At 59.0% G+C, this 18,813-nt stretch carries 17 protein-coding genes; 8 read left to right on the forward strand and 9 right to left on the reverse strand.

Features of this window, described 5'->3' with window-relative positions:
• Positions 1 to 21: 21 nt before the first annotated feature.
• Positions 22 to 645 (reverse strand): GntR family transcriptional regulator, encoded by a 624-nt coding sequence (locus GAO09_RS29120; RefSeq protein WP_153360410.1) that lies wholly within the window; start codon positions 643 to 645, stop codon positions 22 to 24.
• 411 nt (positions 646 to 1,056) lie between these two features.
• On the opposite strand from GAO09_RS29120, the gene GAO09_RS29125 reads away from it, so the two are divergent.
• Positions 1,057 to 2,436: a GntP family permease gene (locus tag GAO09_RS29125; RefSeq protein ID WP_209018880.1), complete on the forward strand. Its 1,380-nt coding sequence runs from the start codon at positions 1,057 to 1,059 to the stop codon at positions 2,434 to 2,436.
• Positions 2,437 to 2,726: 290 nt separating this feature from the next.
• Entirely contained in the window at positions 2,727 to 4,565 is a 1,839-nt protein-coding gene (locus GAO09_RS29130; protein WP_338015112.1) for a potassium/proton antiporter, read from the forward strand.
• A 3-nt stretch (positions 4,566 to 4,568) separates the two neighbouring features.
• Here GAO09_RS29130 and GAO09_RS29135 read toward each other — a convergent pair whose 3' ends face one another.
• Positions 4,569 to 5,240, reverse strand: a complete 672-nt coding sequence (locus GAO09_RS29135; protein WP_153360412.1) for a hypothetical protein — start codon at positions 5,238 to 5,240, stop codon at positions 4,569 to 4,571.
• 90 nt (positions 5,241 to 5,330) lie between these two features.
• Between GAO09_RS29135 and GAO09_RS29140 the strand changes: the two genes are divergently transcribed.
• Positions 5,331 to 6,272: an ADP-ribosylglycohydrolase family protein gene (locus GAO09_RS29140; RefSeq protein ID WP_153360414.1), complete on the forward strand. Its 942-nt coding sequence runs from the start codon at positions 5,331 to 5,333 to the stop codon at positions 6,270 to 6,272.
• On the opposite strand, the gene GAO09_RS29145 is transcribed toward GAO09_RS29140, so the two are convergent.
• The 3 genes from GAO09_RS29145 to GAO09_RS29155 form a co-directional block, all read right to left on the reverse strand.
• Positions 6,262 to 6,666, reverse strand: a complete 405-nt coding sequence (locus GAO09_RS29145) for a type II toxin-antitoxin system VapC family toxin (protein ID WP_324185084.1) — start codon at positions 6,664 to 6,666, stop codon at positions 6,262 to 6,264. The two genes, GAO09_RS29140 and GAO09_RS29145, sit on opposite strands and share 11 nt — an antisense overlap.
• Entirely contained in the window at positions 6,663 to 6,896 is a 234-nt protein-coding gene (locus GAO09_RS29150; protein WP_324185083.1) for an AbrB/MazE/SpoVT family DNA-binding domain-containing protein, read from the reverse strand. Before GAO09_RS29150 ends, GAO09_RS29145 begins: the two co-directional genes overlap by 4 nt.
• An 85-nt stretch (positions 6,897 to 6,981) precedes the next feature.
• A complete protein-coding gene (locus GAO09_RS29155) occupies positions 6,982 to 8,592 on the reverse strand; it encodes a diguanylate cyclase (RefSeq protein ID WP_209018881.1) in 1,611 nt (536 codons plus the stop codon).
• A gap of 264 nt (positions 8,593 to 8,856) precedes the next feature.
• Between GAO09_RS29155 and GAO09_RS29160 the strand changes: the two genes are divergently transcribed.
• A complete protein-coding gene (locus tag GAO09_RS29160; RefSeq protein WP_153360418.1) occupies positions 8,857 to 10,056 on the forward strand; it encodes a phosphoglycerate kinase in 1,200 nt (399 codons plus the stop codon).
• A gap of 233 nt (positions 10,057 to 10,289) precedes the next feature.
• Entirely contained in the window at positions 10,290 to 11,315 is a 1,026-nt protein-coding gene (locus GAO09_RS29165) for a class I fructose-bisphosphate aldolase (protein WP_153360420.1), read from the forward strand.
• A gap of 138 nt (positions 11,316 to 11,453) precedes the next feature.
• Here GAO09_RS29165 and GAO09_RS29170 read toward each other — a convergent pair whose 3' ends face one another.
• Entirely contained in the window at positions 11,454 to 11,987 is a 534-nt protein-coding gene (locus tag GAO09_RS29170) for a TetR/AcrR family transcriptional regulator (RefSeq protein ID WP_209018882.1), read from the reverse strand.
• A 140-nt stretch (positions 11,988 to 12,127) separates the two neighbouring features.
• Here GAO09_RS29170 and GAO09_RS29175 point away from each other — a divergent pair, with 140 nt between their 5' ends.
• A complete protein-coding gene (locus tag GAO09_RS29175) occupies positions 12,128 to 12,967 on the forward strand; it encodes an N-acyl homoserine lactonase family protein (RefSeq protein WP_153360425.1) in 840 nt (279 codons plus the stop codon).
• Between the two features lie 53 nt (positions 12,968 to 13,020).
• Here GAO09_RS29175 and GAO09_RS29180 read toward each other — a convergent pair whose 3' ends face one another.
• Positions 13,021 to 14,169 carry an aminotransferase class V-fold PLP-dependent enzyme gene (locus GAO09_RS29180; protein WP_153360427.1) on the reverse strand — a complete coding sequence of 383 codons (1,149 nt, stop codon included), beginning with the start codon at positions 14,167 to 14,169 and terminating at the stop codon, positions 13,021 to 13,023.
• Between the two features lie 257 nt (positions 14,170 to 14,426).
• Between GAO09_RS29180 and GAO09_RS29185 the strand changes: the two genes are divergently transcribed.
• The gene (locus GAO09_RS29185; protein WP_153360429.1) at positions 14,427 to 15,350 is read left to right on the forward strand and encodes a PhzF family phenazine biosynthesis protein; all 924 of its coding nucleotides are present in this window, start codon (positions 14,427 to 14,429) and stop codon (positions 15,348 to 15,350) included.
• 99 nt (positions 15,351 to 15,449) lie between these two features.
• A complete protein-coding gene (locus GAO09_RS29190) occupies positions 15,450 to 16,055 on the forward strand; it encodes a LysE family translocator (RefSeq protein WP_153360431.1) in 606 nt (201 codons plus the stop codon).
• Positions 16,056 to 16,215: 160 nt separating this feature from the next.
• Here the strand turns inward: GAO09_RS29190 and GAO09_RS29195 are convergent, their stop codons facing one another.
• Positions 16,216 to 18,402 carry a TonB-dependent siderophore receptor gene (locus GAO09_RS29195; RefSeq protein ID WP_153360433.1) on the reverse strand — a complete coding sequence of 729 codons (2,187 nt, stop codon included), beginning with the start codon at positions 18,400 to 18,402 and terminating at the stop codon, positions 16,216 to 16,218.
• A 162-nt stretch (positions 18,403 to 18,564) separates the two neighbouring features.
• Positions 18,565 to 18,726, reverse strand: coding sequence for a hypothetical protein (locus tag GAO09_RS29795; protein ID WP_209018883.1), 162 nt, complete (start codon positions 18,724 to 18,726; stop codon positions 18,565 to 18,567).
• Positions 18,727 to 18,813: the final 87 nt, after the last annotated feature.

Here is an 18,813-nt window from a genome sequence, read left to right on the forward strand (position 1 = left end):
TGAATAGGGAAAAAATTGATTTTAACGCGGGTTCTTGCCGACCCATTGGACATGGCGACCCAGCACGGCAGCCGCCTGCTCCACATCGCCGGCCCGCAAAGCCACCAAGATGGCACGGTGGTCGCGGTCGGTCGGCGCCTCCCATTCGGCCCGCCAGCCGGAAAACAGCAGGCGCGCGCTTGCCATCTGAAGGTCGTCGATAGCCCTCAAGAGACGCGGCATTCCACAGGGCGCAAGGATCAGCCGATGGAAGCTGCGGTTTGCCTCATCCCATGTCTGCACATCCGCCGCCTTGTCCCCGGCCTGCGTTGCGGCCTCGGCCGCATCGAGTATCGCTCGCGTCAAATGTGGCGCGGCATGGCGAAGCGCCAAAACCTCCAGCGCAGCGCGCATTTCCGCCACTTCCTTCACCTCGTCAAGACTGAAGCTTGCCACCCGAACCCCGCGACGCGGCTCGCTGACGACGAGCCCTTGCGACTCCAGCAGGCGAAAAGCCTCGCGCACTGGCACATGGCTGGCGCCGAACTCATCCGCGATATGGTCCTGTCGCAGCTTTGCGCCGGCAGAGATCGTGCCCGCAACGATGCGTTCGGCAAGCGTGCGACTGATACGGACGGCGATCGTGTCTGTTTTGGTGGTCGTCATGAAATTATAGATAATTTACGCGAGGGCTGGCGTCGAGTGTATATGATTGCCCTGGCATTTTTTGTCGCGCGGCCGGAAACCGGGACGAGATCCGATCACGCACTTTTTAAGCCTTTTCCCTTGCCGAACAGGCGTTGGGCTACATTTTCGACCCGAAGATGGAAGCGGCAGACAGCCCGCTCTGCAAAGTGCAAAGGCCGCCTCATGCCAAAACACCTCAGAAATCCTTGTTTGACACCCTGAAATGCCAAAAATGACCGGGATGGCGCACGCAACACGGTTGATGCGCTGCACAAAACTGTCGTAAAGCGCGAAATTGACGGCTCGCAATGAGCCTACGCACATAATTTCATGAAGGCGATGAATGCACCGGCCGCAACTTTTAAGGCCTTGCATTGGAGGAGTAGTAATTTGCCGGAATTTGAACAGACACTGGGCGCGGGCGCGCTCATTTCCATCGCGGCGGGCGCAGTTGCACTGCTGCTCGTCCTCATCATCCAGTTTCGCGTCCACGCTTTCGTGGCGCTTATTCTCGTCAGCTTCCTGACGGCACTGGTCACTGGCATTCCCGCCGCCAACATCCTGACCACGCTGACCTCGGCCTTCGGCTCCACGCTTGGCGGCGTGGCACTGCTGGTGGGCCTCGGCGCCATGCTGGGCCGCCTGCTGGAAGTCTCCGGCGGCGCGCAGGCGCTGGCCGATGACCTTGTTCGGCGGTTCGGTGAAAAACGCGCGCCAATGGCGCTCGGCATCGCCTCGCTGTTCTTCGGTTTCCCGATCTTCTTCGATGCCGGTCTCGTTGTCATGCTGCCTGTGATGTTCACGGTCGGACGCCGCCTTGGCGGCAGCCTTCTGCTTTACGGCATCCCGGTCGCCACCGCGTTTTCGTGCATGCACGTCTTCGTGCCGCCGCATCCGGGCCCCGTGGCCGCATCCGAACTTCTGGGCGCCGATGTCGGCCTGCTGATCATCGTCGGTCTGATCGTCGCCATCCCCACCTGGATTCTTGCAGGCCACTTTTTCGGCAAATGGATCGGCAATCGCATCTACCTGCCTATTCCGGACAATGTGACGGAAGAGAAAAATTCGGACGAGCCGACCACCCTGCCCAGCCCCGGCCTCGTCGTGTCGCTGCTGCTCCTGCCGCTCATCCTCATCTTCATGAACACGGGTCTCGATTTCGCCCGTGCGCAAGGCTGGGTCGACAAGGGCGCCAGCTGGTTCCAGCTCGCCCGCGCCATCGGCTCCACTCCGATCGCACTTCTGATCTCGGTACTGGTTGCCGCCTATGTTCTCGGCCCGATGCGTGGTCGTGATCCGGTCAAGGTCGAACGTATCGTCGATTCGGCTCTCGGCCCGGTCTGCTCGGTTATCCTGATCACCGGCGCTGGCGGCATGTTCGGCGGCGTTCTGCGCGCCTCCGGCATCGGCAACGCCCTGTCGGGCGTGCTTGCCGATATCGGCATGCCAATCTTCGTCGCGGGCTTCCTGATTTCGACAGCTCTTCGCGTCGCACAGGGTTCGGCAACCGTTGCGCTGATCACCGCTGCCGGCCTCGTGCAGCCCGCCATTCAGGCGGCCGGCTACCAGGGTCTCGAACTGGCGGCCATCGTCATTGCGGTTGCCTCCGGCTCGGTCATGCTGTCGCATGTCAACGATTCAGGCTTCTGGCTGGTCGGTCGTTTCTTCAACATGGACATCAAGACCACGTTCAAGACCTGGACGGTGATGCAAACGCTGATGGGCCTGATCGGCTTTACGCTGTCCGGCCTGATCTTCTGGCTGGCATAACGCCGCAATTCAGCACTCTGATCCTCAAAAGGCGGGCCGGAACCATCCGGCCCGCCTTTCTTATGTAAAATTTACCCTCTGCCCTTCTCTTGCCCCTTTTAACCCGGCCTTATTGGGCACTGTCTGATTCCCGCCGGCATGAGCCGAACCTGCGTCGCATCTCCCCTTTTCGTCCATGACGGGCGAAGCCCGGCCCGTTTTCACGGTTGCCGCACGCGGATGCCATGTCCGGAAACCCGACAGTGACGTGACGACGTGGACATTGGAAAGCGGACAGGGAAAGACACGCAGTGGAGGCTTTTTACATCATCCTGCTGGTGAGCACGGTTCTGGTGCTGGCGGCGGCCTTCTCGAGCCTCATCGCTTTCCGCTTCGGCGCACCGCTTCTGCTCGTTTTCCTGATGATCGGGCTTGCCGCTGGTTCCGACGGTCTCGGCATACGCTTCGACAACAACCCGCTTGCTTACATGATCGGTTCTCTGGCGCTGGCGATCATTCTGTTCGATTCGGGCTTCGGCACCTCCGTCCACTCCTTCAAGATTGCCGCCCTGCCGGCACTGGCGCTCGCCTCTGCCGGCGTTCTGATGACGGCGATCATATTCGCCTTTGCCGCCTCGCTTCTTCTCGGCTTCACATGGCTGGAAGGGCTGCTGTTGGGCTCCATCGTCGCCTCGACGGATGCAGCCGCCGTATTCTTCCTGCTACGCATCGGCGGCATCCATATCCGCGACAAGGTGCGCTCGACGCTGGAAGTGGAATCCGGCACCAATGATCCAATGGCGATTTTCCTGACGCTCTCGCTGGTGCAGATCGTCAGCCTCGGCCATGGCGCCAGCGGCCTCAACATAGAACTTTTGGCCGAGTTCGTGCAGGAAATGGGACTCGGTCTGATCTTCGGCCTTGCCGGCGGCGCCATGATCGTCGCCATCGTCAACCGTTTTGCCGCCGACCGTGGGCTTGCCCCGATCTTCGTGCTCGGCCTCGCCTTCCTCGTGTTTTCCTTCACCGGCACGCTCGGTGGCAGCGGGTTTCTCGCCGTCTATGTCGCGGGCATCTATGCCGGCAGCCGAAAAATCTTTGCCAAGGAGGCGATCCGCCGCCTTCAGGACGGGCTGACATGGCTGGCACAGATCATCATGTTCCTGGTCCTCGGCCTGCTCGCCACGCCGTCGCAGTTCGGCGACATCGCGCTGCCGGCCATCGCCCTTGCGCTTTTCCTGATCTTTGTCGCCCGCCCCATCGCGGTCTGGCTGAGCCTGCTTCCCTTCGATTTCACCCAGCAGGAAATCGGCTTTTTCGCATGGGTGGGCCTGCGCGGCGCCGTCTCAATCCTTTTGGCAATCCTGCCGGTGATGGGCGAGGTGCCGCATGGGCAGGTCTATTTCAACACCGCCTTCATCATCGTTCTCGTCTCGCTTCTTCTGCAGGGCTGGACGATCAAGCCGGTGGCGCAGAAACTCGGCCTGATCATCCCGCCGCGCATGGGTGAGGTCGACAAGCTGGAACTCGATCTGCCCGGTCGCGCCAACCACGAGCTGATCACCTACCGCGTGGCAAAAGACAGCGCCGTTCTGCGCGGCGAGCGTATTCCCCGCTGGGCGACGCCATCGCTGGTCATCCGTGACGGCCGCAGCATGCGTTATCAATACGCCGGGCGCCTGAAGGAAAACGACCAGCTCTACATGTTCATAGCGCCCGGTTATTCCCGCCTGCTCGACCGGCTGTTCGCCAGCCACCTGCCGGTGGAAGAAGACGATGCCGATTTCTTCGGCGCATTCGCCATCTCCCCTGCCCGGCCAGCAAAAGAACTGGATGCCGCTTACGGGCCCGGCCTGCTGACGGCGGCTGAACAGGGCATGACCGTTTCAGAACTCATCCTGCATCGGCTGAGCGGCCATGCCGAATATGCCGATCGCGTGCGGCTCGGTTCGATCATCCTCATCGTGCGCGATCTCGACGAGCAGAACCATATCAGCAGCGTGGGTATTTCGCTGGAACCGGTGGAACCGGCCACCGGCCTGCCGATCTTCATCAACATGCGAGAAATCGCCCACCGCATCAGGGACAGGCTCAGGCGCTACCGGGCGCGAGCAAAGGAAGCACGGGAGAAGACGGCGGCGGAAGAGTGAACATTACAGCGCAGCAATGGCCTGCAACGCTTTTGCCCCTGGCCTGCTGACCTGTGGATGCGGGAAGCTTTCACAGAACTGCGCGACCGACAGAAGATATTCCGCCGGACGTCGAGTGATTTCCTCCGCCACCGCCTCGCCGATCATGAAATCATCGCCGATCAACGCGATCAGAAAGTCGGGATCGGACAGGTCGAGCGAAGGAAGAAGCGGGACAATGGCCTCATCCCCGTCGTCTTGTGACCCAACATCTGCAAGAAAAGCGTGAAGCCCTGCCTGATCCGCGGCGAGAGGTGCATGCGCGGGATGATGCTCATCCAGAAAGTCGGCGGCCTCGAAGGCAACCTCAGTAGCAGCAAGATAAGCGGCAAGATCGTCGAAGACGACGCGGCTGCCACCATCATGGCTCAGATAAAACACCATGCCGGCCAGAGGCGATGCGCCGATCAGCATATGGTGATTGCTGGTTCCCGGATCATCGAGAATGATCCCGCCCAACATTTCGACCAGCCGGAAGGACCGGAACGTCCCGGTCTCCTCGACCATCTGCGGCAACGGCAGCAGACCAAGCGAAGTTCTGAACTCTTCCGCATCGGGCATGTCATCGATCTTGGAGAGATAGGTTCTCAACTGTTCCGCAATCGCGGTGTCGGCAGTCAGTGTACCCAAATCCATTTTCACTCCCTGTCGGCTGAAAACCGTGTTTTCTATCCTATGTATGATGGAGGTGCTTAGCCACCACAAACACATTTTCAGGACCGCATCATGGACCAACAAATCCGCTCCCGCGCCATCGGCTGTTTGCTGGGCCAACTGTCCGGCGATGCGCTGGGCTCTTTGGTGGAATTCCAGACACCGCAACAGATTTGTCAAAGATATCCGCTTGGCGTGCGCGAAATGCGTGACGGCGGCACATGGAACACCATTGCCGGCCAGCCAACCGACGATTCCGAAATGGCACTGGCGCTCGCCCGCACACTCGTTGCGGAAGGAACCTATGTTCAGGACGCTGCTCGAAAAGTTTATGCGGATTGGCTGCGCTCAAACCCGTTCGATATCGGTAATACGGTGCGCGACGGGCTCGACGCTCTGCCCAACCATGACAGCCAGGCCAATGGCGCGTTGATGCGGATCGCGCCGCTCGGCATTTTTGGCGCAGGCCTGCCGCTCATGCAGGTCGGCGCATGGGCTGAGCAGGATGCCGTCATCACCCATCCCCACCCGGTCTGCCGCCAGATCAACAACCTGTTTGCCCGCGCTATTTCCCATGCCATCGCAACCGGCCCAACCCCGCGCGAGCTTTACGAGGCGATCAGGACGTGGGCAAAGGCACTGGCCGTTCTGCCCGCCGTGCAGGACGTGATCGCGGCCGCCGAATATACACCACCCACCGATTTCACCCACCAGCAGGGCTGGGTGATGATCGCCTTCCAAAATGCATTGTTCCAGCTGCTGAATGCCCCGTCACTGGAAGAAGGTGTCGTACGCACGATCGCCGGCGGCGGCGATACCGATACGAACGCGGCAATTGCCGGCGCGCTTCTGGGTGCCGTTCATGGAGAGGCAGCAATCCCGGCGCAATGGCGACAAAGCGTGTTGTTCTGCCGGCCGGAGCAAGGGCGGGCGAATGTGCATCGGCCAAGACCGCAGATTTACTGGCCGGTGGATGCGGTGGAGTTGGCGGAGCAGCTGGTAGTTACCGGATAGGCGTAATCAGTTCGACGGTCGGAAAATACCGACGATAACGCCCCACATCCCGCGTCAGCACCGGTATTTGTTGCACCGCAGCCTGCGCACCGATCAAAAAGTCCGGCAGCACGCCCGTACGTGAACCACCGGCACGGCGATATTGCGTGAACACTTTCCCCGCCAGAAACAGCGCCGGACGTGAAAGCGCCATGATATCCAACTGCGCCTCATCTATGAAGACATCAAGATCTTCTATGCGCTCGTAACGCACCGAAAGCTCGGCGTAGATGATATCGTTGATGAGAAGCGGTCCCTTGAGGCTAGCTGCCTCAAGCTGGGCGATCGACCAGTCCGCCCAGACGGGGTCATTGGTGACCAGATCAAGCAGGACGCTGGTATCGACCAGTGTCACCTTTCACCGCGTGTCAGCGCCATGATCGCATCCGTATCAAGGCCTTTTCCCGCATGACCGCGCAATTGCTGGAAGCGACTGCTCGGCTTTTTGTCGCCGACTGCGGTCAGCACGATTGTTCCATCGGCAGCACGCTGAAAATCAACCTCGCTACCGGGTACGATACCAAGCAGGTCCCGCACCGCCTTGGGAATGGTCACTTGGCCCTTTGCCGTCACCGTCGTGCTCACGTCGACACCTCGTAATACCCATGGGAAATGAGGTATTACTTTTACCTCAGGCTTTCAAGCTGCAAGGGTTCGCAGCAGACCACCCTCACCCCGCCCGCCAGGTATTCTTCCCCGCCGCCTTGGCGCGGTAAAGCCCGGCATCAGCGCGCGATTGCGGTTCCTTCAGGCTGATCGGCCATGCCGGATACCAGACGGCACCAATACTGCAGCCGACTTTTACCTCGCCGTAGCTGATGATCATCGTGGTCTGCATCAGTTCGATGATGCGGCTGCTGATCGCATCCATCAGCGCCTCGTCGGCATCCACCAGCACGACCACAAATTCGTCGCCACCGGTGCGGCAGATCAGATCGGTCTCGCGCACCGCCGTCTTCAGCCGCCGCGCCGTCTCAGTAAGAACCTCGTCGCCTGCCTCATGGCCGTGGCGATCATTGACCTGCTTGAAGCCGTCGAGATCGATGGCCAGCACACCACAGGCGTGGTTCGAACGGCCGAGCGCGAAGGCCGCTTCCAGCCCGCGGCGGTTGAGAAGCCCCGTGAGACTGTCGCGATTGGCCTGTTCCTGCGTCAGTCGCAACTGTTCCCGCTCGCGCGAAATGTCGAAGGCGACGCCCATGATCTTGATCGGCCGGCCTTCGTCGTCACGCAGAAGCTTGCGTTCGCAGCGCATCCAGCGTTCGCCAGTCACGGTCTGCAGCCGGTATTCGGCGGTTTCGCGGTCGGTATGGCCTGCCACCAGCCGCTCGAAACCGGCCCCCGCACGGTCCTGCGGATCCATACGCTGGATATAACTGGAAAGATCGAACGGCACCGGACCCGGCCCGACGATGAATGTTTTCAGGCCATCGGAAATGCGAAAATCGCTTCTGCCGATATCGAACTGCCAGAACCCGCCGCTGACGGCATCCATGGCAACGGCAAGCTGGGCGTTGATTTCGCTCATCGCCCGTTGTGCCTGTTTCTGCTCCGTCACATCGACGATCTGCGAGATGAAACGCACGATCTCCCCCGCTTCGTTGCGCATGGCGGTCACGGAAAGATTGGTTTCGGTCACGCCGCCATCGGGCTTCAGATAGCGTTTATCGATGCGATAACTGTCGCGGTGACCGGCCAGAACCTGGCGGAACAGAAAAAGGTCGGCATCGATATCGTCCGGATGAGTGATACCCCCAAAACCGATACCGGTGACCTCTTCCACCGTGCGGCCCAGCATATCGGCAAAGCTTTTATTGGTGCGCAGAATGATGCCGCTCGTATCGACGAGAGCAAGCCCGATCGGCGAATTCCTGAAGGCGTTTTCAAACAGCGCCTGGCTTTCTTCCGCACGCTCGCTCAGATCCGCCTGACGCTGGCCGAGATCGCTGACATGCACGAGCACGCCACGCACGCGGCCATCTTCGGCAAGATCCGGCAGGTAATGCGCCATCACCCGACGTTTCTGGCCTTTCGACATCAGGTCGTAATCGAAGGAAACCGGCGTGCCGGCTCGCGCCAGTTCCAGCTTGTCGCGAATGGCGGCATAGTTTTCAGGCCCCACCACTTCGCGGGCCTGTTTACCGATCACCGCGTGGCGGTCGATATTGCGCAGGTCGGCATAGGTCTTGTTGACATAAAGAAGGTTGAGATCGGCATCCATGTAACCGATCAGCGCCGGCAGAAGATCGAGGATCCGCGCGTCTTCCGACACGGCCGCCATCACATCAGTTCCAGTATCGGTATCTTTCCGATTGGACCGACCCGCCATTTTTCACCTCGCTCGACCGGCTTCGCCTGCAAACCGTGTCCTGCATCATTGCCAAGGATTACACACCGGCCTGATGGGAATTTCGTTAACACAAGTCGGCGAAGTCGTTTTGACGCAGCGCAGTACCGCTGTCCTTGACCTAGCTCCTTGCGTCCGCGTTCAAGGATAGTATGGTCCGCTTCGAAATTCCAACCCGTAAACATATGGATTGACGATATGGCGGCTTTCAAGACTCTCGACGACCTTTCCGACATCGCGGGCAAGCGCGTTCTCGTGCGCGTCGACCTCAATGTGCCGATGGCAGATGGCAAGGTCAGCGACAAGACCCGCATCGAGCGCGTTGCACCGACCATCCTTGAGTTGTCCAAAAAAGGCGCGAAAGTCATCCTTCTGGCACATTTCGGTCGCCCCAAGGGTGAACCGGTTGCCGACATGTCGCTGTCCCTGATCGTTACCGCCGTCAACGAAGTGCTGGGCGACAAGATCCTGTTTGCATCCGATTGCATCGGCACTGATGCCGCCGACGCCGTGTCCTCCATGAAGGATGGCGACATCCTGCTTCTGGAAAACACCCGCTTCCACAAGGGAGAGGAAAAGAACGACGCCGCCTTCACCGCCGAACTGGCAAAGAACGGCGACATCTTCGTCAACGACGCGTTTTCCGCCGCCCACCGCGCTCACTCTTCCACGGAAGGCCTTGCCCATCACCTGCCCGCCTATGCCGGCCGCACCATGCAGGCCGAGCTTGAAGCGCTCCAGGCAGGCCTCGGCACCCCGGTTCGCCCGACTGTTGCCATCGTCGGCGGCGCAAAGGTTTCCACCAAGATCGACCTCTTGCAGAACCTCGTGAAGAAGGTCGACGCGCTGGTCATCGGCGGCGGCATGGCCAACACCTTCATTGCCGCGCAGGGTATCGATGTCGGCAAGTCGCTGTGCGAACACGATCTCGGCGAGACCGCCAAGGCGATCATGGCGGAAGCGGAGAAAGCCGGCTGCGCCATCGTGCTGCCGGTCGATGCCGTCGTTGCCCGCGAGTTCAAGGCCAATGCCGCCAATGAAACGGTCGCCATCGATGCCATCCCGGCCGATGCCATGGCACTCGATGTCGGTCCGAAATCGGTCGAAGCCATCAACGAATGGATCGGCAAGGCAAAAACACTGGTCTGGAACGGTCCGCTCGGCGCCTTTGAAATCGCTCCCTTCGACACGGCAACGGTTGCCGCCGCCAAGTTTGCAGCCGAACAAACGAAAGCCGGCAAGCTGACCTCTGTTGCCGGTGGCGGCGATACCGTTGCCGCGCTGAACCACGCAGGCGTTGCCGACGACTTTACCTATGTCTCGACCGCCGGCGGCGCATTCCTGGAATGGATGGAAGGCAAGGTCCTGCCGGGCGTTGAAGTCCTGAAGAAGGGCTGATCTCGCGCCGGCGCAAATGCCGTTGCGATGAGCGAATGTTCACAGCTATAACGAGCAGGAGAGCGGCTAAGATAGGCCGCTCTCTTTTTTTAACAAGCAAATTCAAAAATTTTAGTTCTTTTAAACGATTGAAATAATTTCAATCGTTTCAAACAATTAGCTCCCTGTTTTTTGTGCCCTATTCTTCTGTTATGGCCGAAATATCAGCTTTTATCAGCACCCGGGAGACTACCATGACCGAACGCCTCGAAGACATTGCCGTACAGATGGTTGCAAACGGCAAGGGGCTCCTGGCCGCCGATGAATCGACATCGACGATCAAGAAGCGTTTTGACAGTATCAACCTTGAGTCGACAGAGACGAGCCGCCGTGATTATCGCGAAATGCTGTTCCGCACCGACGCGGCCATGAAGAACTGCATCTCCGGCGTCATCCTGTATGAGGAAACCCTCTACCAGAAAGCCGCCGACGGCACGCCTTTCGTTGACCTCATCACCGGTGCCGGCTCCATTCCGGGCATCAAGGTCGATATCGGTGCCAAGCCGATGGCGCTGCACCCCAACGAATTCATCACCGAAGGCCTCGACGGCCTTTACGAGCGCCTGCGCAAGTATCGCGAAGCCGGTGCCCGTTTCGCCAAATGGCGCGGCGTCATCACCATCGGCGACCAGCGCCCGAGCTGGGGATCCATCAAGGCCAACTCGCAGTCGCTCGCCCGTTATGCCGCTCTCTGCCAGCAGGCCGATATCGTGCCGATTGTCGAGCCGGAAGTCATGATGGACGGCACGCCCGGTGATCACGATATCAACCGCTGCGCCGAAGTCACCCAGCATGTGCTGCAGACCGTTTTTGCCGATCTGTTCGACGCCCGCGTCAACCTTGAGGGCATGATCCTCAAGCCGAACATGATCATCGACGGCATCAAGGCTCGCAAGGCATCGGTCGCTGAAGTGGCCGAGCGCACCGTCAAGGTTCTGAAGGCCACCGTACCGGCATCGGTTCCGGGCGTCGCCTTTCTGTCGGGCGGCCAGACGTCGGAAGAGGCAACGGCGCATCTGTCGGCCATGGTCGCCGGTTACGACCTACCCTGGAAGCTGACCTATTCCTACGGCCGCGCGCTGCAGGAAACGGCGCTGAAGGCATGGGGCGGCAAGTCCGAAAACGTCGCCGCCGGCCAGCGCGCCTTCCAGCACCGCGCCGAAATGAACACGCTCGCCGCCAAGGGCACCTGGCAGCAGGCGCTGGAAAAGGCTGCGTAAGACATAAAGAGTTTCCCGGGAGAGGAAAACGGCATGGGAGCCGCCTGGTAACGGGCGGCTTTCGTGTGTTTCGGGGAAGAGCATATGGATGGCGGGGTTGCGCCAGAAGCGGTCATTGCCTACGCGGAAAATGCGGGATCATTTCTCAGTCTGGGCCTGCGCTAACGCCGCCATCACGCACCGTTTCTGAAACTCCTCGCCAACCGGCATTCTGCTAATAAACGTTCGGAACCAAGCAGGAGCCACCAACGCGTCCATTATGGCTGCATGGTCCAGCATTGCTGGCAGTTCTCCGCGACCTATCGCTCTGTCGAGCATCTTATAGGAACCCGAAAAACGCTCTTGCCAGAAATCGGCCAAAACGACAGCAACAACGTCATCGCCCTCGATTGAGGCCGCGAAGATTGACTGAGCCAGCTTCTTCGTGCCGGGTGTCGTCAACATGGCCAAGACGCTGGAGAGATAGGCGGTGAGGTCACCATTGATCGATCCTGTATCTGGCACGGGCACCAAATCGGAGGAGAGGTCACGCAGCATGTCGCTGACAAGTTGCGGGCGTGTGGGCCAGCGTCGATAGATCGTTGCATTGTCCACGTATGCAGCGGCAGCAACAGCCCGGTGTGTGAGTGCACCGTAGCCTGAATCTTGCAAAATCTGTCTGACCGCACCCATCACCGCTACACGGACACGTTCGCTGCGACCACCCCGCCTTTCCCGAACTCGATCAAATTCTCCTAGTTCCGATCCACTTGACGACATCTGGACTTGCCTTTAATCATTAATGCGACAGTTGCTGCATTAAGGTCGATATCATGAAAATCCACTGCATTCAAACCGGTGATGTGCAGATCAAGAGCCGTCATCAACTTGCGCGTTTCTGGGCAAGGCCAGCCCGTGCTCTTGACGTGATCGTTGATGGCAAATGGTCGCCGCGTCTGCCTATCGGCTGCTGGCTTATCGAGCATCCGGAAGGCCTGATTGTGGTGGATACAGGCGAAAGCTCACATGCGAACGATCCGGGATATCAGCCGCGGTGGCATCCGTTCATGCAGTATTGCGAGCGCCGATGGGTGCGACCCGAAGAGGAGGTCGGTCCACGGCTGCGCGCTATGGGTTTCAATCCCAAGGATGTAAGGTGGGTGGTGATGACGCACATGCACGGCGACCACGCAGGCGGTATTGGGCATTTCCCTAACAGCACGATATTGCTCAGCAAGCAGGAGGCCCATACCGCACTTTCACGCTCGGGTCCGCTGACCGGATATCTCAACATGCACTATCCTAAATGGCTGAAGCCAACGGAAATCGAGTTCACGGACGGACCGTTTGAGAGCTTCGAGAAAAGCAAAACGCTGACAGCCGATGGCAAAATTCATATCGTTCCAACACCCGGACATACTGAGGGGCATGTCTCGGTAGTGGTAGAGTCCGATGGTCACTGCATCCTGATCGGCGGTGATGCGTCCTATAGCGAAACGGACATGTTGAAGGGCAACGTCGATGGCGTTGCGTTTAGTGCTTCAGTCCATCAGGACACGACAAGGCGGATGCGCGAGCTTTGCCAGCGTCGGCCCACCATCACGCAATTTGCTCACGATCCAGAAAGCGCGATACGGCTATCCGCTTCAAAGACAACGCCCGGCTCGTACTAAAGATGATAGGCGCTTCGGGCCAATTGCTGCATACCGCTTTGCGCCACAAGCGGTCATGCCAAGCCGGGTCGGTCACTCGACATCACTGTCACGATCCGCTCGATCTCGTCCGGAGTGTTATAGTAGTGCGGCGATATCCGGATCGCATCGTTGCGGATGCTGGCGAAAATGCCGTTAGCAGTCAAATTGGCATGTGTTTCCAAAGTCGGTGTTCCGGGCCTCCTTAGAAGATTTATCCCGGAGCCAGTTTTGCCATCGAAATCGTAAACAAGTTCGAGACCTTCCTGGCGTGCACGTTCACGAAGCACTGTGCTCAGCCACAAAACCCTCTCCTCGATCCAGTCGATGCCTAGCTCATCGATTTGAGCAAGCCTTTCAACCAGTCCCAAGATGCCTGAACCATTGGCCGTTCCCGGTTCAAAGCGACGGGCATCTGGCAGGAAGTCGAGCTTGCGATTGAAGGCAAATGGATCGTTGACACTAAGCCAGCCGACAACCCTTGGAGTGATCGCGGCTAGGGCGCGTTCGGAGAAACTGGCAAAACCGATGCCGCGCGGTCCCATCATCCATTTGTGAGCACTAACGACGAGGACGTCGACACCTGCGGCTCCGACGTCAAGTTTGATCGCACCGGTGGATTGAGTGCCGTCGACCACTAGGAGAGCCCCTGAGGCTGCGCAGATTTCCCCTAGCGCGGCAACATCAACACGAAATCCGCTATAGAACTGGACGTGACTTACCGAGACGACGCGGGTCCGGCTATCGATAACTTCGCGAACATCGCTGACGTCGATGCGTCCTGTCCTAGAACCGACCTGGCGAACATCGACACCCAGCTCACCCAATTGCACCCAGCACAGAAAGTTTGACGGGAAATCCTCCGCGCAAACGACGATATTGTCGCCCGGACGCCAGTCGATGCCGAGCGCTACAAGTGAGAGCCCGTGAGCCGTGTTCTGGACATAGGCAATGTTGTCAGGACGTGATCCGACAAGCTTTGCGGCGAGAGCGCGGCCTTTGTCGAAGAAAGGGAGCGACGCAACTCGGTATTCCCTGAGCTTTTCCGATACGATCCTGTTGTAGTGCTCACTGGCTACCTGCACCCGTTTCGGTATGGGCGTTACCGAAGCATTATCAACGTATATCTTGTCGTGAATGTAAGGGATGTCGCTCCGCAACTGCGATATGAGTTCTTCGTGCATTTAAGGTCCTGCCGCCCACCAATTCGAAAGGACACTACGTTCCGGAATATTGGTAAGCAACCCACCTACGGCGTCCATAAAGTCCGCTTGGGGCCGACAGCAGTCTTTGCGCAAAACATGTCATAAAGCCCCTATTCGCCTTCAATAACCAGCCTTCCCCCTCATTTCGATGATGGACGCCATCACAAACTTTGGCTGGTGGTCCTCCCCTCTCCCGGCTAGGCATACATCACAATTGCCAGCCCCGGAGAATGCCCATGCCGACCGTCCGTTATGTCACTGTCGATGTTTTCACGCAGACGCGTTTTACTGGCAATCCACTCGCCGTCATTCTCGATGCGCAGGGCTTAACCAGTGCGGACATGCAGAACATCGCAACCGAGTTCAATTATTCGGAGGTGACTTTCGTTCTGCCGCCGCAGGATCCGGCCAATAGTGCTGAGGTGCGCATCTTCACACCGACCATGGAAGTGCCCTTTGCCGGTCACCCCAATGTCGGCACGGCCTATGTGCTTGGCCAGCAGGCCGAACTTTTCGGCACACCGGTGGGCGAGACACTGCGGTTCGAGGAAAAGGCAGGCCTTGTCGAGGTCTCTTTGAAACGTGAAAACGGCAAGGTCACGACTGCTTCCATTCGCGCACCGCAGGCTCTGAGCACCGGCAGCACTGTCGATGCGCAAAGCGTCGCCAATTGCCTTTCTCTCGCTCTGGAAAACATCCGCGTGGCAAACCATCAGCCGCTTTATGCCTCGGTCGGCCTTGCCTTCGTGTTTGCCGAACTGGATGGCCTTGATGCGCTGGCCAAGGCTGCGCCCGATCTGGCTGCATTCAAGACGGCGGCGAAACGATACCCGGGCGAAGGGCTCGATTTCCCGATCTTCCTTTATGTTCGCGATACGGCCCGCCCCTGGCATATCCGCGCCCGCATGTTTTCACCGCTCGACAACGTGCCGGAGGACCCCGCCACCGGCAGCGCTTCAGCGGCGCTTGCCGCGTACCTGGTCGAAACCGATATCAATCTCCCGGCAGACGGCCAGACCGCCATCACCATCGAACAGGGCGTGGAAATGGGCCGCCGCAGTGTCATCGAGCTTGAGGTGACGAGACGAGCCGGCAAGGTGAGTGACGTTCTGGTCGGCGGAAGCTGCGCCATGGTCATGCGCGGCGAATTGGACTGCTAACGGATTTGCCCGTCGTATGGCGGGCATTTCCAACCCGGCCTGTCGCAACCAGCGTCAACACAAAATCTGCCACATGCGGACCTTGCGGGAGACACGTACATGAGCGCCGAATATCTTCTGACTGCTTTCATCATCTGCCTGTCGCCCGGCATCGGCGTCGTCTACACGCTGTCATCCACCATGGTCGGTGGCTTTCCGGCCGGGTTCTGGGCGTCGGTCGGTTGCACAATCGCAACCGTCATCCATCTGGTAATCGCCATGGCGGGCCTTGCCGCCATCCTGCATACAAGCGCCGTTCTGTTTCAGACGATCAAGTTCGCCGGCGTCGCCTATCTGATCTGGATGGCATGGGCGGTGTTGAACGATAAGGGCGGCCTGTCGGTGCGCGCCGGCAAACCGGCATCGCCGGCCCAACTCGTCCGGCGCGGTATTTTTCTGAATATCCTCAATCCGAAACTGCCGCTGTTCTTCGTGGCCTTCATCCCGCAATTCGTGCCTGCCGACAGCAAGACCATCCTGCTGATCGAACTCGGCCTCGGCTTCACCGGCATGACCTTCGTGGTGTTTCTCGCTTATGCGGTGGTGGCCGCCACAGGCCGTGAGCGCCTGTTGCAAAGCGAACGCGCCATGAACTGGCTGCGACGCGCTTTTGCGGCATCCTTTGCGGCTCTGGGTTTGAAGCTGGCGAGCGAAGGCGCGCGCTGACGAAACTGATCCAGCCAAAATTCCGGCAGGAGCAAGAAACACAAAAGCCGCCCTTTGCCGGGCGGCTTTTGTGTTTTTGAAACGTCCTGATCCGCATGGACAGAGCGGAAAATGTGACATGACGTCGGTGGATCCGGAAGTGTGATACGCTTTCAGCCCATCACCACTTGTAGGTCAGGCTACCGACGATCGTGCGGCCTTCGCCGTAAAAGCAGCCGAAATTGCAGCTTGCGGCATAACGCTTGTCGGCGATGTTCTGAACGGCCAGCGAGGCCTTGATGTTTTCCTTCTCGAAGGAAACGGAGGCGTCGAACAGGGTCGTATCCGGCAGCTTAATCGTGTTGGTGTTGTTGCCGTAACGCTCGCCGACGTAACGCGCGCCAGCGCCCAGTTTCAGGCCCTCAAGCGCCGTATCCTCCTGGAAGGTATAAGCCACCCAGAGAGCTGCCGAATGCTGGGGAATGTTGGCCAGCTGGTTGCCCGTCGTCAGGATCGATGTGGAGGTGGGGCCATCGAATTCGAAGCCGCCGGTGGTGATCTGCGTGTCGCTGTAGGTGTAGCTTCCCAAAAGATCGAGCCCTTCGGCCAGGCTGGTCGTCGCTTCCAGCTCGAAACCTCTCGATTTTGCCTCGCCAACCTGCTGGGTAACCCGGTCGCCATTCTGGTCGCGAACGGTACCGGTGATGTTCGTCTTCGTCAGCTGGTAGACGCTGGCGGTGAACATGCTGTTCCAGCCTTCCGGCTGAAACTTGAGGCCGGCCTCGATCATTTCGCCTTCTGACGCGTCGAGCAGCTCTCCGGTTGTCGTATTGAGGCCGGGCTGCGGATTAAACGAGGTCGAATAGCTGATGTAGGGCGCCAGGCCGTTATCGAAGAGATAGAGTGCTGCGGCGCGGCCAGTCAGGGCGTTGTCTTTATTGCGGCTGATCGTCCTTGTGTTTCTGCCGCCATCGAACGTGTTGCCCCGGATGTCGGACCAGTCCTGACGAAGACCGAATGTCAGGCGAAGCCGATCGATCGAGATCTGGTCCTGCGCATAGATGCCGACCTGCTGCAGGCGATGATCCATGTAATCGGTCAACGCCACATTATAATTGAGCGGCGATCCATAGACCGGATTGAACACGTCGATCGAGCCTACGCTGTCGAACAGTGATGACCGGTCCTGCGTGTAATAGCGGTAATCGAAGCCGACAATCGCAGTGTGCTCCAGCGCGCCGGTCTCGAAATTCGCTTCCAACTGGTTGTCGATGCCGAAACTGTCGGTATCTTCTGACTGAACGCTCACGCCGCGATTGACGGTGCGCAGATCGGCGCCAAGCGACGAATAATAGAGATTGTTGTAATCGGCGTCGAACGACAGGTACTGGGCGTTCTGGCGGAATTCGAATGTCTCGTTGAAGCGATGCTTGAACTCATAGCCCACCGTCGCCAGCAGGCTCTTGTTGTCGTTGAAATCGGGTTCGCCGATGTAACGGCTGGTCGGGATGACGCCATTCGGATTAAAATCCAGCGTGCCGGCCTGTGGCAGGCCCAGCGGCGAGGTGCCGGTATCCCGCTGAAGCGAACCGAGAATCGTCAACGACGTGTCCTCGTCCGGTGCCCAGGTGAATGATGGCGCGAGATAAAGGCGGTCATCGCTGGTGAAATCCTGCTCTCCATCGGCAAGACGGCCAAGCGCGGTAATTCGATAGGAAACGACGTCGTTGTGGACATCACCGGCGTCCAGCTTGATCTGGTAGCGGTCGTTGTTGCCGAATTCCACGCCGATCTCACCGAATTTTTCGAAGGTGGGACGCTTGGCGACGAGATTGATGATACCGCCCGGCTCGCCCTGACCGTAAAGAACCGAAGCCGGCCCCTTGATGACCTCGATACGTTCCTGGCCATACGGCTCGAAGGACAGCGCGCCGAAATCTCGAATGAAACGGAAGGAATTGATGTAGACGCTGTCGACAGCTTCGAAACCGCGCATGATCGGATTGAAATAGCGCGCGTCATTGCCGAACGGTGCGGCAACAACACCGGCGGTATAGCTCAGGGCTTCGCCGAGATTCTGGACGCCGCGATCCTCGAGCTGCTGCGTGGTGATGACGGAAATCGACTGCGGTGTCTCAATCAGCGGTGTCGTCGTTTTGGTACCGCCGGCGCTCTGTGCCGCAACATAGCCCTTCACCGGCCCGGTGGCGGCAGCGCTTTTTTCCCGAGCGGAGGTTCCCGCAGCACCTTCGACAACGATGGTTTCAAGAACGGTTCCCTGCTGATCCTGTGCATGCGCTGGCGCGACAAGTGCGAGAGAGGAAACAGAAATTCCTAGGAAAATCTTGAGGGAAAACGATCGCGTCATGAATGAAGAAACCCCGTATAATGAAACCGGGCTCCTTATGTCAGGGTAAAGTCTACGAGAAAACTCTTCTTTACATCCCGCCCCCCTTAACCAGGGGGCTAAGCCACCGATTGTGGCCGAGGCGCCACATTTTCCGGCGGCGGCCAACAGACCTCGCCCGGCTTACACAAAATCCTTCAGCAGCAGGGTCACCGCCCACAGCACGAAGGCCAGCACCGCCAGTTTCCAGAAATCGGCGCGGCGCCTCAGTCCCGGCAGGCCGAGAGGCTTGATGATCTGGATGCCCATGGCAGCCAGAAGAAGCAGTCCGATTATCTTTGTCATTCAAACTCGGTGCATTTTTTCAATGCCCGCCACAGGCTGGACATTTTTTCGATCGACCACAGATAGGCTGAGGAGGCGGGATTCGGA

Source organism: Endobacterium cereale (assembly GCF_009617585.1).
Classification (GTDB): domain Bacteria; phylum Pseudomonadota; class Alphaproteobacteria; order Rhizobiales; family Rhizobiaceae; genus Neorhizobium; species Neorhizobium cereale.

Excerpts from the sequence above, each read along its gene's own strand:
- GAO09_RS29120 (WP_153360410.1), bottom strand. The coding sequence starts at position 645 with ATGACGACCACCAAAACAGACACGATCGCCGTCCGTATCAGTCGCACG.
- GAO09_RS29135 (WP_153360412.1), bottom strand. The coding sequence starts at position 5,240 with ATGGATTTGGGTACACTGACTGCCGACACCGCGATTGCGGAACAGTTG.
- GAO09_RS29140 (WP_153360414.1), top strand. The coding sequence starts at position 5,331 with ATGGACCAACAAATCCGCTCCCGCGCCATCGGCTGTTTGCTGGGCCAA.
- GAO09_RS29155 (WP_209018881.1), bottom strand. The coding sequence starts at position 8,592 with ATGGCGGCCGTGTCGGAAGACGCGCGGATCCTCGATCTTCTGCCGGCG.
- GAO09_RS29160 (WP_153360418.1), top strand. The coding sequence starts at position 8,857 with ATGGCGGCTTTCAAGACTCTCGACGACCTTTCCGACATCGCGGGCAAG.
- GAO09_RS29165 (WP_153360420.1), top strand. The coding sequence starts at position 10,290 with ATGACCGAACGCCTCGAAGACATTGCCGTACAGATGGTTGCAAACGGC.
- GAO09_RS29170 (WP_209018882.1), bottom strand. The coding sequence starts at position 11,987 with ATGGGTGCGGTCAGACAGATTTTGCAAGATTCAGGCTACGGTGCACTC.
- GAO09_RS29175 (WP_153360425.1), top strand. The coding sequence starts at position 12,128 with ATGAAAATCCACTGCATTCAAACCGGTGATGTGCAGATCAAGAGCCGT.
- GAO09_RS29180 (WP_153360427.1), bottom strand. The coding sequence starts at position 14,169 with ATGCACGAAGAACTCATATCGCAGTTGCGGAGCGACATCCCTTACATT.
- GAO09_RS29185 (WP_153360429.1), top strand. The coding sequence starts at position 14,427 with ATGCCGACCGTCCGTTATGTCACTGTCGATGTTTTCACGCAGACGCGT.
- GAO09_RS29190 (WP_153360431.1), top strand. The coding sequence starts at position 15,450 with ATGAGCGCCGAATATCTTCTGACTGCTTTCATCATCTGCCTGTCGCCC.
- GAO09_RS29195 (WP_153360433.1), bottom strand. The coding sequence starts at position 18,402 with ATGACGCGATCGTTTTCCCTCAAGATTTTCCTAGGAATTTCTGTTTCC.
- GAO09_RS29795 (WP_209018883.1), bottom strand. The coding sequence starts at position 18,726 with ATGACAAAGATAATCGGACTGCTTCTTCTGGCTGCCATGGGCATCCAG.